At 70.8% G+C, this 13,050-nt stretch carries 13 protein-coding genes and 1 pseudogene; 8 read left to right on the forward strand and 6 right to left on the reverse strand.

The genetic code is table 11. The features are described from left to right. Nucleotides 1–90 precede the first annotated feature (90 nt). Nucleotides 91–798: a DUF1707 SHOCT-like domain-containing protein gene (locus tag D6270_RS22300; RefSeq protein WP_109163831.1), complete on the forward strand. Its 708-nt coding sequence runs from the start codon at nucleotides 91–93 to the stop codon at nucleotides 796–798. A gap of 175 nt (nucleotides 799–973) precedes the next feature. Continuing rightward, nucleotides 974–1,345: a WhiB family transcriptional regulator gene (locus D6270_RS22305; RefSeq protein ID WP_109163830.1), complete on the forward strand. Its 372-nt coding sequence runs from the start codon at nucleotides 974–976 to the stop codon at nucleotides 1,343–1,345. A gap of 77 nt (nucleotides 1,346–1,422) precedes the next feature. Here the strand turns inward: D6270_RS22305 and glpX are convergent, their stop codons facing one another. Further along, complete coding sequence (gene glpX, locus D6270_RS22310) at nucleotides 1,423–2,454, reverse strand: class II fructose-bisphosphatase (RefSeq protein ID WP_109163829.1); 1,032 nt, start codon at nucleotides 2,452–2,454, stop codon at nucleotides 1,423–1,425. 184 nt (nucleotides 2,455–2,638) lie between these two features. On the opposite strand from glpX, the gene D6270_RS22315 reads away from it, so the two are divergent. After that, on the forward strand, nucleotides 2,639–3,205 hold the full coding sequence (locus D6270_RS22315; RefSeq protein ID WP_109167310.1) for a DUF4245 domain-containing protein: 567 nt from the start codon (nucleotides 2,639–2,641) through the stop codon (nucleotides 3,203–3,205). Nucleotides 3,206–3,289: 84 nt separating this feature from the next. Here the strand turns inward: D6270_RS22315 and D6270_RS22320 are convergent, their stop codons facing one another. The 4 genes from D6270_RS22320 to D6270_RS22335 form a co-directional block, all read right to left on the reverse strand. After that, the gene (locus D6270_RS22320; RefSeq protein WP_109163828.1) at nucleotides 3,290–3,880 is read right to left on the reverse strand and encodes a malonic semialdehyde reductase; all 591 of its coding nucleotides are present in this window, start codon (nucleotides 3,878–3,880) and stop codon (nucleotides 3,290–3,292) included. Between the two features lie 162 nt (nucleotides 3,881–4,042). Further along, a complete protein-coding gene (locus D6270_RS22325) occupies nucleotides 4,043–4,300 on the reverse strand; it encodes an exodeoxyribonuclease VII small subunit (RefSeq protein ID WP_109163827.1) in 258 nt (85 codons plus the stop codon). 9 nt (nucleotides 4,301–4,309) lie between these two features. Further along, nucleotides 4,310–5,560, reverse strand: a complete 1,251-nt coding sequence (xseA, locus tag D6270_RS22330) for an exodeoxyribonuclease VII large subunit (protein ID WP_109163826.1) — start codon at nucleotides 5,558–5,560, stop codon at nucleotides 4,310–4,312. Nucleotides 5,561–5,629: 69 nt separating this feature from the next. Next, the gene (locus D6270_RS22335; protein WP_109163825.1) at nucleotides 5,630–7,033 is read right to left on the reverse strand and encodes an APC family permease; all 1,404 of its coding nucleotides are present in this window, start codon (nucleotides 7,031–7,033) and stop codon (nucleotides 5,630–5,632) included. Nucleotides 7,034–7,122: 89 nt separating this feature from the next. Here D6270_RS22335 and D6270_RS22340 point away from each other — a divergent pair, with 89 nt between their 5' ends. Next, the gene (locus tag D6270_RS22340; RefSeq protein WP_204117071.1) at nucleotides 7,123–8,112 is read left to right on the forward strand and encodes a 4-hydroxy-3-methylbut-2-enyl diphosphate reductase; all 990 of its coding nucleotides are present in this window, start codon (nucleotides 7,123–7,125) and stop codon (nucleotides 8,110–8,112) included. Nucleotides 8,113–8,149: 37 nt separating this feature from the next. Continuing rightward, complete coding sequence (ppgK, locus tag D6270_RS22345) at nucleotides 8,150–8,887, forward strand: polyphosphate--glucose phosphotransferase (protein WP_109163823.1); 738 nt, start codon at nucleotides 8,150–8,152, stop codon at nucleotides 8,885–8,887. 23 nt (nucleotides 8,888–8,910) lie between these two features. Here the strand turns inward: ppgK and D6270_RS22350 are convergent, their stop codons facing one another. Then, the gene (locus D6270_RS22350) at nucleotides 8,911–9,516 is read right to left on the reverse strand and encodes a DUF6542 domain-containing protein (RefSeq protein WP_376198744.1); all 606 of its coding nucleotides are present in this window, start codon (nucleotides 9,514–9,516) and stop codon (nucleotides 8,911–8,913) included. Between the two features lie 432 nt (nucleotides 9,517–9,948). Here D6270_RS22350 and ychF point away from each other — a divergent pair, with 432 nt between their 5' ends. The 3 genes and pseudogenes from ychF to D6270_RS22365 all read left to right on the forward strand — a co-directional run bounded on the left by ychF (nucleotide 9,949) and on the right by D6270_RS22365 (nucleotide 12,898). Next, nucleotides 9,949–11,037: a redox-regulated ATPase YchF gene (ychF, locus tag D6270_RS22355; RefSeq protein WP_109163822.1), complete on the forward strand. Its 1,089-nt coding sequence runs from the start codon at nucleotides 9,949–9,951 to the stop codon at nucleotides 11,035–11,037. Between the two features lie 244 nt (nucleotides 11,038–11,281). Next, nucleotides 11,282–11,719, forward strand: coding sequence for an NfeD family protein (locus D6270_RS22360; RefSeq protein WP_109163821.1), 438 nt, complete (start codon nucleotides 11,282–11,284; stop codon nucleotides 11,717–11,719). Nucleotides 11,720–11,783: 64 nt separating this feature from the next. Continuing rightward, nucleotides 11,784–12,898, forward strand: a pseudogene (locus D6270_RS22365) (SPFH domain-containing protein). The last annotated feature ends 152 nt before the right edge of the window (nucleotides 12,899–13,050 follow it).

The following is a 13,050-nucleotide window of genomic DNA, read 5'->3' on the forward strand; positions in this document are numbered from 1 at the left end:
TAAGGCTCACCTGGAGGGCGGCCGTTCCGCCCCGGGGCACGCCGCCCGGAGGGGTAGTCGCGATCTATCGCGTTTGGGTACGCTGGGCCGGTGGACCTAGAGAAGCAGCCCCAGCAGCCCGCCCGGCCGGCCGTCCCGCCCACCCCGGTCCCGCCCGCCGAGGCCGCGCCCGGCGACGCGATCCGGGCCTCCGACGCCGACCGCGACCGGATCGCGGACATCCTGCGCGAGGCGATGGCCGAGGGGCGCCTCACGGCGGACGAGCACGCGGAGCGGGTCGACCTCGTCTACCGGGCCAAGACCGTCGGCGAGCTCCAGCCGCTGGTCCGCGATCTCCCCGCCGCCTCCTCCGGCAGCGCCCCGCGCCCGGCACCGCAGCCGTACGCCTACGGCCCCGAGTCCCCCGACGGCCCGGCGGACAACCTCGTCGCGGTCTTCAGCAGCGCCACCCGCAAGGGCCGTTGGCGCGTCGGCCCCCGGACGAACGCCTTCTCGCTCTTCGGCAGCGTGGAGATCGATCTGACGGAGGCGCTTTTCAGCCAACGACTCACGGTCATCAGCGCCACGTCCATCTTCGGCAGCGTCGAGATCCGGGTCCCGGAGAACATCACGCTGCGCGGCAGCGGCACGGGCGTCCTCGGCAGCTTCGACATCCGCACGCTGGAGTCGGTGGACCCGGAGGCGCCGGTCGTGGTCGTGAACGGCTACGCGGTGCTCGGCAGCGTGGAGGCGAAGCCCAAGCGGGGCAAGTTCGTCGCGGACCTCCAGCGGCGGCTGCGCAAGCACCTGGGGCACTGAGAACGGCTCGAACGGCTCGGCGGACGCACGTTCGGGAATCAGCCAGAACGCCTCCCGGAGCCCTTGTCGCGCCCCCTGCGCCGGTGCCACACAGTGCATAGGCGTACACGCAGCGGGTATGGACTGCTGCATCGTCTCTCGCTCGCGAAGCCGTAGCCGTCGTCAGGAGTAGACCGTGCTGCAACCGCCGCATCAGCCTCTGCAGGTCGCCGCCGTTCCTGCCCAGCGGACCCCCGCCCGGGAGGACGAGGCGGGCCCCTGGCACTCGGAGGCGGTGTGCCGCCGGGACGAAGCCGGGCTGTTCTTCGCCCCGTCGAAGGAGCCGACCGCCGCCCGACTGGCGCGTGAGGAGGCCGCCAAGCGCGTCTGCGCCCGCTGCCCGGTGATGGTGGCGTGCCGGGAGCACGCGCTGATGCAGCCCGAGCCGTACGGGGTGTGGGGCGGGCTCACCGCCGCCGAACGCCGTGTCGCGCTGGCCCGCCGTCGCCGGCGCGACATCGAACTGGCCGCCGCAGCACCGCCGGAGCGCATAGCCGCGGCCGGCTGAGACGCGTACGAGGGAGGGGGCGCCGGGGACCATGGCCCCCGGCGCCCCCTCTCCGTTTCTCCGCGCTTCTCCGTGGGCTACTTCGCGCGGTCGAAGTCGATGGCGCTGTAGGCGCGCAGCTTCGACAGCCGGTGGGTCGAGGAGATCGTCCGGATCGTGCCGGACTTGGACCGCATCACGATCGACTCGGTGGTCGCCGTCTCCGCGCGGTACCGCACACCGCGCATCAGCTCACCGTCGGTGATCCCCGTCGCCACGAAGAACACGTTGTCGCCGCTGACCAGGTCGTCGGTCGAGAGCACCTGGTCCAGATCGTGGCCCGCGTCCAGCGCCTTCTGCCGCTCCGCCTCGTCCTTGGGCCAGAGCTTGCCCTGGATGACCCCGCCGAGGCACTTTATGGCGCACGCCGAGATGATGCCCTCGGGGGTGCCGCCGATGCCCATCAGCAGGTCGACGCCGGTGCCCTCACGGGCGGCCATGATGGAGCCCGCCACGTCGCCGTCGGAGATGAACTTGATCCGGGCGCCCGTCTCCCGGATCTCCTTGACGATGCCCTCATGGCGGGGGCGGTCCAGGATGACGACGGTGACGTCCTCGGGTGTGGAGTTCTTCGCCCGTGCGACGCGCCGGATGTTCACCGCCACGGGCGCGTTGATGTCCACGAAGTCCGCCGCCTCGGGCCCCGTGACCAGCTTGTCCATGTAGAAGACCGCGGACGGGTCGAACATCGCCCCGCGGTCGGCGGCCGCCAGCACGGCGATCGCGTTCGGCATGCCCTTGGCGTTGAGCGTGGTGCCGTCGATCGGGTCGACCGCGATGTCGACCTCGGCGCCGGTGCCGTCGCCGACCCGCTCGCCGTTGAACAGCATGGGGGCCTCGTCCTTCTCGCCCTCCCCGATGACGACGACGCCGTTCATCGAGACGGTCGAGACGAGGGTGCGCATGGCCTTCACGGCGGCGCCGTCGGCGCCGATCTTGTCGCCGCGGCCCACCCAGCGCCCGGCGGCCATCGCGGCGGCCTCGGTGACCCGGACCAACTCCAGGGCCAGGTTGCGGTCGGGGGCCTCCGGGGAGACCTCCAATTGGGACGGCAGATGATGCTCGGACATCGGAGCGCACCTTTCTGTACGGCGACGACCGGATATGAGGGTGCTGTGACTCTATCGGTAGGTCGATAAAATGAGCAGTGCGGGTCACGCATGAGCGCCCCGGTCCGTGTCCCCGCCGCCACCCACCGTCAGCACCGGCGCCCGGCCCCACCCTGCGGCCGGGCGCGCCGGGCCGCGTGCCACCATGGATGCCGTGGCAAGCAAGCGAGGTAAGCAGACGGCCAGGAACATGTTCCTGTCGACCTTGGTGACCGCCGCCTGTGCGGGCGTCATCTACATCTTCGTTCCGCACGACGAGAACCTCGACCCGATCAAGGCGGTCGACTTCTCCGTGGAACTGGCGACGGTGCGGGTCGCCGCCCCCTACCCGGTCGCCGCGCCGGAGGGCCTGCCGGAGAAGTGGAAGCCGACCTCGGTCTCGTACGACGCCACCGGCGGCAAGGCCTGGCACATCGGCTTCCTGGACCCGGACGGCAAGTACGTCGCGGTGGAGCAGTCCACCGCCGCCGCGCGCACGTACGTCCCCCAGGTCAGCCAGAAGGCCAAGGACACCGGGACCACCGCGAAGGTCGCGGGCCGGGAGTGGCAGGTCTGGGAGGGCGAGAAGTACGACGCGCTCGTCCTGCCGGAGAAGGGGCACACCACGGTGGTGACCGGCTCGGCACCCAGGGAGCGGTTGGTCGAGATGGCCGAGGCGCTGAGGACGGAGCCGGCCGGTGGAGCGGTGCCGTCGGCTTCGCCCGCCTCCTGAGGCGGCCTCTCTCCGCTGTACGTACGTGAAGGGGCCCCGGAACACCAGGTGTTCCGGGGCCCCTTCACGTAGGCGGGTGGCCGCTCAGACGGTCTTGATGACCTCGTCGTAGGAGAGGCGCGGGCTGCGCGGGAACCAGGCGTCCTCGCCCGGCTTGCCGATGTTGACGACCATCAGCGGGGTGTGGTCGCCGTCCAGGAACTCCTTCTGGATGCCGGCGGCGTCGTACCCGGTCATCGGTCCGGCGGCCAGGCCGGCGGCGCGGACACCGATGATGAAGTAGGCGGCCTGGAGCGCGGCGTTGAGGCCGGCGGCCGACTCGCGGACCGGGCGCTCCGAGAAGAACAGGTCCTTGGCCTGCGGGAAGTGCGGCAGCAGCGCCGGGAGCTCCTCGTGGAACTCGTTGTCGGCGGCCAGGATCGCGACCAGCGGGGCGGTGGCGGTCTTCGGGCGGTTGCCCTCGGCCATGTGCTGCACCAGCCGCTCGCGGCCCTCGGCCGAGCGGACCAGGACGACGCGCAGCGGCGACTGGTTGAAGGCGGTCGGGCCGAACTTGACCAGGTCGTAGATCGCCTGGACCTGCTCGTCGGTCACCGGCTCGTCGGTGAAGGTGTTGGCGGTGCGGGCCTCACGGAAGAGGAGGTCCTGGGCTGCGGGGTCGAGAACGAGGGACATCTGGTGTCGAACCTTCCGAAAGGGCGTGGGGGAAGTGATGGAGCGACCGTAACGGAGAGATAGGTTAACTTTCAACTAAAACCGGAGGGGAGTGATCCACTCCACAGCTCCGCAGCCCGTCCGGCACGTGCCGGTACGCCGGTTCTCCCGCCCTCCGGGTGCTCAGCCGTCGGAGGCTGGACCCCCGCCGGACTCCTCCCGCGGCCGGGCGAGCGCCGCGTCCAGCCGGGCCCGGGCCCCCTCCAGCCAGTGGCGGCAGATCTTCGCCAGCTCCTCGCCCCGCTCCCACAGGGCCAGCGACTCCTCCAGCGTCGTGCCGCCCGCCTCCAGCCGGCGCACGACCTCGATCAGCTCGTCCCGCGCCTGCTCGTACCCGAGCGTGCTCGTCGCGGCAGCCGCCGCCGTACCGTCGTCCGTCATGTGATCACCCTAGGATCTTTCGTCTGGATCATGGGGCTCGCGGGGGCCGTCCCCGTCCACCCGCACCGTGAACTCGCCCTCCGACACCCGCGCCCGCAGCGGCTCGCCGGGCGCCCCGGCCTCGGCGGGGGAGCGCACCACATGGCCGTCGGGCCGCTGGAGCACCGCGTACCCCCGCTCCAGCGTGGCGGCGGGCGACAGCGACACCACCCGGGCCCGGGTGTGCGCCAGCTCCGAATCGGCCCGGTCCAGCAGATGGCCCAGCACCCGGCGGCTGCGCCCGACGAGCGCGTCGACCTCGGCCGCCCGCTCGTCCACCAGCCGCTGGGGCCGCTCCATCGCGGGCCGGCCCAGCGCGTGCGCGAGCCCCCGCTCCTCGCGGTCCAGGATGCCCCGTACGGTCCGCAGCGCCCGGTCCCTCAGCTGCTGCACCCGCTCCAGCTCCTCGCCCACGTCCGGTACGACCTTCTTGGCCGCGTCCGTGGGCGTGGAGGCGCGCAGGTCCGCCACCAGGTCCAGCAGCGGGGAGTCCGGCTCATGGCCGATCGCGGAGACCACCGGCGTACGGCAGGCGGCGACGGCCCGGATCAGCTGCTCGTCGGAGAACGGCAGCAGATCCTCCACGCTCCCACCGCCCCGCGCCACGACGATCACGTCCACCTCGGGCAGCGCGTCCAGCTCCTCGACCGCCTGGACCACCTGACTGACCGCGTTCACCCCCTGCACGGCGGTGTTGCGGACCTCGAAGCGCACGGCGGGCCAGCGGCGGCGGGCGTTCTCCAGGACATCGCGCTCGGCGGCGGAGGCCCGCCCGCTGACCAGCCCGATGAGCTGCGGCAGGAAGGGAAGCGGCTTCTTCCGGTCCAGCGCGAAGAGCCCCTCGGCGGCCAGCGACTTCTTCAGCTGCTCCAGCCGCACCAGCAGCTCGCCGATGCCCACCGGCCGTATGTCGGTGGCCCGCAGCGACAGCTGCCCCCGGGGCGCGTACCACTCGGGCTTGGCGAGGACGACGACCCGCGCGCCCTCGCTCACCACATCGGCGATCCGGTCGAACACCTGCCGGAAGCAGGTCACGCTCACCGAGATGTCATGGGACGGGTCGCGCAGGGTCAGGAAGACGACCCCGGCCCCCGGCCGCCGCGAGAGCTGGGTGATCTGCCCCTCCACCCAGATGGCACCGAGCCGGTCGATCCACCCCCCGATCAGGCGCGACACCTCACCTACGGGCAGCGGCGCTTCCGCGGACGTGTTGAGAGCCATGCGCCCGAGCGTATCGGGACGGACCGACAACGGCGGCGGCCCGGGAAGGGCAACCCCTTGCCGAGGCCCTCACTGAGGACGCTCCATCCCGCGCCCGCCCGCCCCCTGCACCGCGAGCACCGCGAACCCCACCGCCAGCCAGCACAACCCCACCACCTGGGCGCTCGTCGTCGCCTCCACGATGACGGCGACCAGCACCCCCGCACCGACCACCGGAACGAGCACGTGCTTCCACCAGACGGGCGGCCCGCTCATCCGGCGTACGACGAACCAGCCGACCACCGACGCGTGCAGCAGCACGAACGCCGTCAGCGCCCCGATGTCCACCACCGACACCAGATGGTCGAGTCCGTCGTCGCGCCGGGCGGCCCACACCGCGGCCACCAGCGTCACGATCGCCGCACCCAGGATGGCGAGCCGCGGCACGCCCGACTTCGGGTCGACCCGGGCGAGGAGGCGCGGCAGCCGCCGCTCACGGGCCATCGCGAAGACGAGCCGCCCGGCGGCCGCCTGCCCCGCCAGCGCCGCGAACGCCGCACCGATCGCCTTGCTGACCGCCACCAGGTCGTGCAGCCAGGTCCCGACGGAGGCGTCCACCGCGTCGTAGAAGGCCGACCCCTGGGCCCCCGGGTCGGCCGCCAGCTCGGCCGAGCTCATCGGCTCCAGCAGCGCCGCCAGATACGTCTGGACGATGAAGAGCACCCCCGCGAGCACCAGACAGAACAGCACCGCCCGCGCCACCTTCTGCGACCCGCCCGTCACCTCCTCGGCGAACGAGGCGATGGCGTCGAACCCCAGATACGACAGCACGGCCACCGACACCGCGCCCAGCACCGCCGCCATGGAGAACGCCGCGTCCCCGGTGAGCGGCGTCAGCCACCCGCGCTGCGCCCCGTCCTGCACGAGGACCACGACGGCCGACACCACGAAGACCAGCAGCACCACGATCTCCATGGCCAGCACGGCGAACCCGACCCGCGCGGCCGCCCGTACGCCCCACAGGTTGAGCAGCGTGGTGATGAGAACGGCGATCGCGGTCCACACCCACCGCGACACCTCCGGGACCAGGGCGTTCATCGCGATGCCGGAGAAGAGGTAGGCGACGGCCGGGATCAGCAGATAGTCCAGCATCGCCATCCACCCCGCGATGAACCCGGGCCCCTCCCCGAGCCCCTTGCGGGCATACGTGAAGACCGAGCCGGCGAAGGGGGCGACGCGCACCATCTGGGCGTAGCTGAAGGCGGTGAACCCCATGACGACGGTGGCCACGATGTAGACGAGGGCGACCGAACCGCCGGACTTGGCGTCCAGGGTGCCGAAGATGCCGACGGGCGCCATGGGGGCGATGAACAGCAGCCCGTAGACGACGAGGTCCCGGAAGCCGAGCGTCCGCCGCAGCTCGCCTTTCCCGACGCCGCTTACCGCCCCGCTGCCGTCCGCGGACCCCGTACCGCTCCCCGAGACCGACATCATGAACCCTCCACAGTCACCGTCCGCGACACACGTGCAGCCATCAGTCTCCCGACCCGGCCGTCGCGGCGCCTGCTGGGTACGGCCTTACGATGGGACGCATGACTGCAAAGCCTGCCCGCCGTGTCCTGCTCGCCGCACCCCGTGGCTACTGCGCGGGCGTGGACCGCGCCGTGATCGCCGTCGAGAAGGCCCTGGAGCAGTACGGGGCCCCGATCTACGTCCGCCACGAGATCGTGCACAACAAGTACGTCGTGCAGACCCTGGAGAACAAGGGCGCGATCTTCGTGGACGTCACCGCGGAGGTCCCCGAGGGCTCCATCGTGATGTTCTCCGCGCACGGAGTCGCGCCCACCGTCCACGCGGAGGCCGCCGAGCGCAAGCTCGCGACCATCGACGCGACCTGCCCGCTGGTCACCAAGGTCCACAAGGAAGCCGTCCGGTACGCCAAGGAGGACTACGACATCCTCCTGATCGGCCACGAGGGCCACGAGGAGGTCATCGGCACCTCCGGCGAGGCCCCCGACCACATCCAGCTGGTCGACGGCCCCGAGGACGTCGCGAACATCGAGGTCCGCGACGAGTCGAAGGTCGTCTGGCTCTCCCAGACCACCCTCTCCGTCGACGAGACGATGGAGACGGTGGGCGCGCTCAAGTCGAAGTTCCCCAACCTCCTCTCGCCGCCCAGCGACGACATCTGCTACGCCACGCAGAACCGCCAGATCGCGGTGAAGAAGCTGGCCGAGGACGCCGAGCTGGTCATCGTGGTCGGCTCCAAGAACTCCTCGAACTCCATCCGCATGGTGGAGGTCGCCCTCGACGCCGGAGCCGACGCCGCCCACCTGGTCGACTTCGCGAGCGAGATCGACGAGGCGTGGCTGGAGGGCGTGACGACGGTCGGCCTGACCTCCGGTGCCTCGGTCCCCGACGTCCTGGTCGACGGGGTCATCGAGTGGCTCGCGGAGCGCGGTTACGAGGACGTGGAGACGGTCAAGACGGCCGACGAGTCGATCACCTTCTCCCTCCCCAAGGAGCTCCGCCGGGACCTGCGCGCCGAGGCCGCCGCCCTTTCCGCCGAGTAGCAGGGCACGGGGCCCGGGCTGCCCGTACGGTGTTTCCATGGAGATCTTCGGCGTGGACATCGGCGGTTCAGGGATCAAGGGCGCTCCCGTGGACCTGGACCGAGGGGACCTGGCGCAGGAGCGCCACAAAGTGCTGACACCGCATCCGGCCACGCCCGACCGCGTGGCCGACTGCGTGGCCGAGGTCGTCACCCACTTCGACTGGCAGGGCCCCATCGGGATCACGTTCCCGGGGGTCGTCACGGACGGCGTCACGCGGACGGCTGCCAATGTCGACAAGGGCTGGATCGACACGGACGCCCGCTCGCTGCTGGGCGAGCGGGTCGGCCAGCCGGTGACGATCCTCAACGACGCGGACGCGGCCGGGGTCGCGGAGATGACCTTCGGCGCGGGCCGGGGCCGTAAGGGCACGGTCATCATGCTGACCCTGGGTACGGGCATCGGCAGCGCGCTCTTCGTCGACGGCCGCCTCGTCCCCAACACGGAGCTGGGCCATCTGGAGCTGCACGGTCACGACGCGGAGAAGCGCGCCTCCACGAAGGCCAAGGAGGACGAGGACCTCAGCTGGCAGCACTGGGCGCACCGGGTGCAGAAGTATCTGCTGCACGTGGAGATGCTGTTCTCGCCCGAGCTGTTCATCATCGGTGGCGGGGTGAGCCGCAAGGCGGAGAAGTTCCTGCCGCTGATCGAGAAGGTGCGCGCGGAGATGATCCCGGCGGAGCTCCAGAACAACGCGGGGATCGTCGGCGCGGCGATGGCGGCGGCGGGGAAGTAGGCCTCGCCGCTCCCGGGGCGGCGCTACCGGCTGGCGCGGGGCCGCTCGGCCCGCCCGGCGGGTGCGCCGGCCCCGGCGGCCTTCCGGGGCACCCGGCCCCCCGCGGGCCGGGAGGACTTCCCCGCTCCCCCCGTACGCCCCTGGGCCAGCAGATGCCGCTGCCGGGCCCGCAGGTGCAGAACCTTGCGTACGGTGACGATGAGACCGGCGATCAGCGTCCCGCCGTACAGCCAGCCGGCGTGCACGGCGAGAGCGGTGACCAGGGCCATGGTCTGCCCGCCGAAGCCCTCGGACCCGCCGGAGATCGGGAAGACCCCGACGGCGAAGGCGATGGGCACGCTGATCGGCGCGGTGACCAGGTCGGCGGGCCGGACCCAGAGCGCGGTGAGCGCGCTGACCGGCAGGAAGAGCAGCCCGTAGACGAGTTCGGAGCTGTCGAACAGCAGCCGGTCCAGACAGGCGAGCACGAACATGGTGAGCGCGGCGAACAGCCCGGCCCCGATCCCGGTGAGCCGGGGATTGGGGAACCGCTTCAGCGCGAGCAGCACGGGCGGCACGGCCCGCACCCGCCCGCCGATGCCCCCCGCCGCCCGGTAGACGGTGGCGGACTCCCCGAAGGCACCCTGCACAGGCGCGACGGGAGGGGCGGACGCGGCCTGCGGGGCCGGCCTGCGCTGCGGGGGACGTGTCCTGTGCTGCTCCACGGGGACAACGTAGGTCGCGGAGCGGGAGGAATCAGGCGTTGGACACGCCCTTTGGCTGAGCTTGGCGTTGCGTTCGATGCCACACGGCCGAAACGGACCTGTTCGGCGGTGTACACACGGCGCGGACGAGGTGCGTACAGGGCATCGCCGAGCCGCACGCGAGGCCCCTCGGCGTACGACGGCGGGACACAGGCACCGGAACCTCGGGCCCACGGCCTCGGCCTTCGGACGGACCCGTGCGGGGCCGCGCGCCCCCGCCCGTAAACTGGAGAATCGGTCCACTCCGTGACCCGGCCCGAACAGCCGAGCCGGCCCCGGACGCCCCTGACCCCCTCCTCACTCCAGGAAGTCGCCAAAGTGTCGCTCACGATCGGAATCGTCGGTCTGCCGAATGTCGGCAAGTCGACCCTGTTCAACGCCCTGACCAAGAACGACGTGCTGGCGGCCAACTACCCGTTCGCCACGATCGAGCCGAACGTCGGCGTGGTCGGCGTCCCGGACCCGCGCCTGAACAAGCTCGCGGAGATCTTCAACTCCCAGAAGCTCCTGCCGGCCACGGTCGACTTCGTCGACATCGCCGGCATCGTCCGGGGCGCGTCGGAGGGTGAGGGCCTGGGCAACAAGTTCCTGGCGAACATCCGTGAGTCCGATGCGATCTGCCAGGTCATCCGCGCCTTCAAGGACGAGAACGTCGTCCACGTCGACGGCAAGGTCTCGCCCAAGGACGACATCGAGACGATCAACACCGAGCTGATCCTCGCCGACCTCCAGTCCGTCGAGAAGGCCGTCCCGCGCCTGACGAAGGAGTCCCGCCTCCAGAAGGACAAGGTCGCGGTGCTCGCCGCGGTCGAGGACGCCCAGAAGATCCTGGAGTCCGGCCAGACCCTCTTCTCGGCCGGCATCACGGCCGCCACGGAGAAGGGCAAGCTCCTCCACGAGCTGCACCTGCTCACCGTCAAGCCGTTCCTCTACGTCTTCAACGTGGACGAGGACGAGCTGGTGGACGAGGACTTCAAGAACGAGCAGCGCGCCCTGGTCGCCCCCGCCGAGGCGATCTTCCTCAACGCCAAGATCGAGTCCGAACTCATCGAACTCGACGACGAAGAGGCCTTGGAGCTCCTCCAGTCCATGGGCCAGGAAGAACCCGGCCTCGCCACCCTGGGCCGCGTCGGCTTCGACACCCTGGGCCTCCAGACCTACCTCACGGCAGGCCCGAAGGAAGCCCGCGCCTGGACCATCAAGAAGGGCGCCACGGCCCCGGAGGCGGCCGGCGTGATCCACACCGACTTCCAGAAGGGCTTCATCAAGGCGGAGATCATCTCCTTCGACGACCTGGTCGAAACAGGCTCGGTCACCGAGGCCCGCGCGAAGGGCAAGGCGCGCATGGAGGGCAAGGAGTATGTGATGCAGGATGGGGATGTGGTGGAGTTCCGGTTCAACGTGTGAGCGGTTGAAGCAACACCACGACGGCGGCCTGGCACATACAGCAGGTCAGGCAGGGGTCGGCTCTCTTGCGGGAGTCGGCCCCTTGGTGTTTCCCGTGCTGAAGGGCGGAGCCGGGTGCCGGCCCGGGTCGGTAGTTCGGTCTGGTCTGCTCCGGTCCGGCTTCAGATCGGACCGGGGGAGAAGCGGTTCCGTCCCTGAGCCGGTGGGTAAGGGACAAATGGGTCCCCTTGGGGAGGCTGATTCGATGCCGTGGTTCGCATGGTTGCTCGCCGCCGCGGCCCTTGGGGCTGCGGAGTTCTTCACACTCACTCTCGTCTTCGGGCTGCTCGCCGGCGCCGCTCTGGTCGCTGCTGTCGTCGCCGGAGTGGGCATCGGCCTGCTCGGCCAGTTGGTCGCGCTCGCCCTGGCCGCGGTGGCGGGGCTCGCCCTCGTACGGCCTGTCGCCCTGCGGGCACTGGACCGCGGACCCATCACGTACGAGGGCAGCGATGCGCTGATCGGCAAGCGGGCCGAGGTGGTGCAAGAGGTGACCGCGACCCACGGCCTGGTCAAGGTCTCCGGTGAGGAGTGGTCCGCTCGGGCCCTCGACGAGAGCCACGTGATCCCGGTGGGCGCACTGGTGGACGTCATGGAGATCGAGGGCGCCACAGCTGTCGTGTACCCACGCGAGCTTCTTCCGTGAACGCGTTAACTCATGAACGTGTGAACGGCCGCCGAACGGCTGAACACCTAGCTAGGGAGGACGCATGGATCCGGTGGTCATCCCGATTCTCGTGGCGGCGATCGTCGTTGTCTTTCTGGTCTCCGCCAGCGTGCGCATCGTTCCGCAGGCGCGCCGCTACAACATCGAGCGGTTCGGGCGGTATCGCCGGACGCTCCAGCCCGGCCTGAACTTCGTCCTTCCGGTGGCGGACCGGGTCAACACCAAACTCGACGTCCGCGAGCAGGTCTACTCGTCCGACCCCAAACCGGTGATCACCGAGGACAACCTCGTGGTCAACATCGACACCGTGCTCTATTACCAGATCACCGACCCGCGGCGGCGGCCTACGAGGTCGCCGACTATCTGCAGGCCATCGACCAGCTCACCGTGACCACGCTGCGGAACGTCATCGGCTCCATGGACCTGGAGGGGACCCTCACCTCACGTGAGGAGATCAACGCCCGGCTCCGCGCCGTCCTCGATGACGCGACCGGCAAGTGGGGCATCCGGGTCAATCGTGTCGAGATCAAGGCCATCGACCCGCCGAACACCATCAAAGAGGCGATGGAGAAGCAGATGCGCGCCGAGCGGGACAAGCGCGCGGCCATCCTGCACGCGGAAGGCGAGCGGCAGGCCAAGATCCTCACCGCCGAGGGTACGAAGCAGAAGGACATCCTGGAGGCCCAGGGCACGCAGCAGGCCATGATCCTGCGGGCGGACGGCGAGTCCAAGGCGGTGGAGCTGGTCTTCCAATCCGTCCACCGCAACAACGCCGATGCCAAGGTCCTGGCCTACAAGTACCTGGAGACCCTCCCGCATCTGGCGCAGAGCGAGAACAACACCTTCTGGGTCATCCCCGGCGAGCTGACCGAGGCGGTCCGAGCCGTCACCAGCGCCTTCGGCGACCGGTCGGAGATGGGCTCCCCCCTCTCCGCGGAGCACGAGCGCGAGCGTGGGCATCAGCGTGCGGAAGAAGCCGATGGCGGCACGCCGGACGAGGCCGGCACTCCGCAGATCGAGGCGGACCCGACGCTCGCCCTGGACGCGGCCACGGCCGCCGACGAGGTCGCGAAGCAGGCCGCGGCGGCGGTGAGCGACGCGAAGGCCGAGGCCGAGGCGGCGGGGGAGGCCCAGAGGCCGGGGCGGGGGCAGGGCTGACGTCCGAGTCTCCTCCCGCCTCGGGACGGGGGCAGGGCTGACGCCCGAGTTCCTGGGCCGGGGACAGGGCCTGCGTCCGGGCCCCGGGCCATCGGCAGGGTTGACGTCCCGGTCTCCGCCCGCCCCGGGCCGGGGGCGGCGTTGGCGCCCGG

This window comes from Streptomyces griseus subsp. griseus, from assembly GCF_003610995.1.
Taxonomy (GTDB): Bacteria; Actinomycetota; Actinomycetes; order Streptomycetales; family Streptomycetaceae; genus Streptomyces.